The organism is Thermanaerothrix sp., from assembly GCF_056331585.1.
This window is the reverse complement of sequence record NZ_JBWGPQ010000077.1, coordinates 1-1,813: the sequence shown is the minus strand read 5'-3', so window position 1 is coordinate 1,813 and position 1,813 is coordinate 1. Positions and strand designations below refer to the sequence as shown.

Sequence of the window (1,813 nt, the reverse complement as noted above, 5' to 3'; positions counted from 1 at the left end):
TCGGAGCGCGTTGCGGCAGAATCAAGGATTGCAAACTTTTGCCGCCCGCGCAAGTCGGCTGCAATGCGCGGGTGGATTATTTAATATTTTCTTCAATTGCTCTGTTGCAAACATTGATTGAATGGGGTAAAGATAGGTCATGAAACCTCGAGAAAGCCGTTATGTGAAGGTTGCCCGGATCGCTTATCACTTGACCCAAGAGGTGCTGCCTCGGTACGCGCACCCGAAAAGCCCGCATCATTTTACATGGCCTCAGTTGGCAGCCTGTGTGTTGCTGATGTACTACCTGGACTTCAGCTACCGGGACATGGAAGAGTGGTTGTTGGCCAGTGATCAAATCTGCCAGGTGCTGGAGCTGCCGCGGGTTCCCGACCACACTACCTTGCAGCGTACGGACAAGGAGCTGAACATGCTGGACGTTGAGAAGATGAAGAACCAGTTGCTGGATGAAAACGGGGTGAATGAGGATAGTGTGGCTGCGGATAGTACGGGTTTTTCGCCGGGACAGGCCAGCCTGTATGACCCAACCCGCACGGGAGGCCTCTATCAGCGATGGGTCAAAGGGGTGTATGCGGTGGGCACGGCTTCTCAGTTCATCCTTGCCTGGCGTTCGGGCTGGGGACCAGGTAGCGACGTGGCGTATCTGCCTGGGTTGCGGCGAGATGCCTGCCGGTATGGACGATATCAAGGCAAGCGCAAAGCCTGGGTGATGATGGCGGATGCGGGCTTTGATGGCCAAACCGTTCGAGATGACGATCTGATTCCGCCCATTCGACGTGGCGGTACACGGCTGAACCCTGAGCGCAAGGCGCGCGCCGATCTGGTTTCTCAAGCCCGCGTGGATGGTCGGTTTGGTCAACGTTGGAAGACCGAAACGGTGAACTCGGGGATCAAACGCAAGTTTGGTGACACCATCCGTTCTCGGAAGCACAGCCTGCAGCGGCGGGAGCCGATCATCCAAGGGTTGGTCTACCATATCCATCGCTAACTGGGCCAGGTTTTATCGATCTTTGCAACAGAGCATTATCGTCTATAAATATCCAAACACCCAATCAGATACCGGGACAATGGTCTTATTCTTCTCATCCCTAAAAACATATCCATTGGTACTTTCTCTAATGAATGTAAAACCGGGGAGGGTCACATCTCGGGTAAATTTCGTGAGATTACAAATTTCGTTTTCACATAGATAAGCCTCAACTTCTTGCCCCCAACCAAACGCCCACCAATCTACAACGGATAATTTAGTGCTTCCCTCGTTGCTGACCATGAGCCTTGGGTGCATCCATTTTAATGCCATACGGCGGCATCTCCCCCTCCGCCTGCCATCGGAACTCCCTCACCTGTCCATCATCAGGGTATGCAAAGCCATCCTCCACCTCGGTTTTGCTCACCCATTCCCCGCTGGCGATGTCCACCAGAATCGCCTGCGCCGGTGTTTGCGCCTTCCCCTGGCTGTCGTATACCGGCAGGGTGGTGATCAGCATCTGCTCCCCATTCGGCACAAACTGCACCTGCAGCAGGTAGTAGGTGTCCTTGACCTCCCACCCGCTCACTTGCCGCACCAGTTTGCGGCTCTCCACCTTATACACGTCTACCCGTCCAGCGCGCACCACCGCCGCCAGCGTGCCGTCCGCGGAGAACACCAGCCCACACCTCCCCTCCATCGCCCCGCACCACGGCAGGGTTTCCTTGGGCAGGCGCTTCTCCCAGCCCTCGCCCAATTCTGCCGCCGGATACAGGCGCACACTGCCATCAAACACCGTCGCCAGATACCGCCCATCGGGTGAGAACAGCGCACCCATGCCCCGCA

General features: G+C 56.1%; 2 protein-coding genes. One reads left to right on the top strand and one right to left on the bottom strand.

What is annotated here, in order from left to right:
• The first annotated feature begins 139 nt into the window (after nucleotides 1-139).
• The gene (locus tag AC01YT_RS13610) at nucleotides 140-988 is read left to right on the top strand and encodes a transposase (RefSeq protein WP_476676293.1); all 849 of its coding nucleotides are present in this window, start codon (nucleotides 140-142) and stop codon (nucleotides 986-988) included.
• A 256-nt stretch (nucleotides 989-1,244) separates the two neighbouring features.
• On the opposite strand, the gene AC01YT_RS13605 is transcribed toward AC01YT_RS13610, so the two are convergent.
• Nucleotides 1,245-1,813, bottom strand: a 569-nt coding sequence (locus AC01YT_RS13605; protein ID WP_476676291.1) for a hypothetical protein, incomplete at its 5' end; no start/stop codon positions are given.

Coding starts and splice junctions, on each gene's coding strand:
- AC01YT_RS13610 (WP_476676293.1), top strand. CDS start 140: ATGAAACCTCGAGAAAGCCGTTATGTGAAGGTTGCCCGGATCGCTTAT.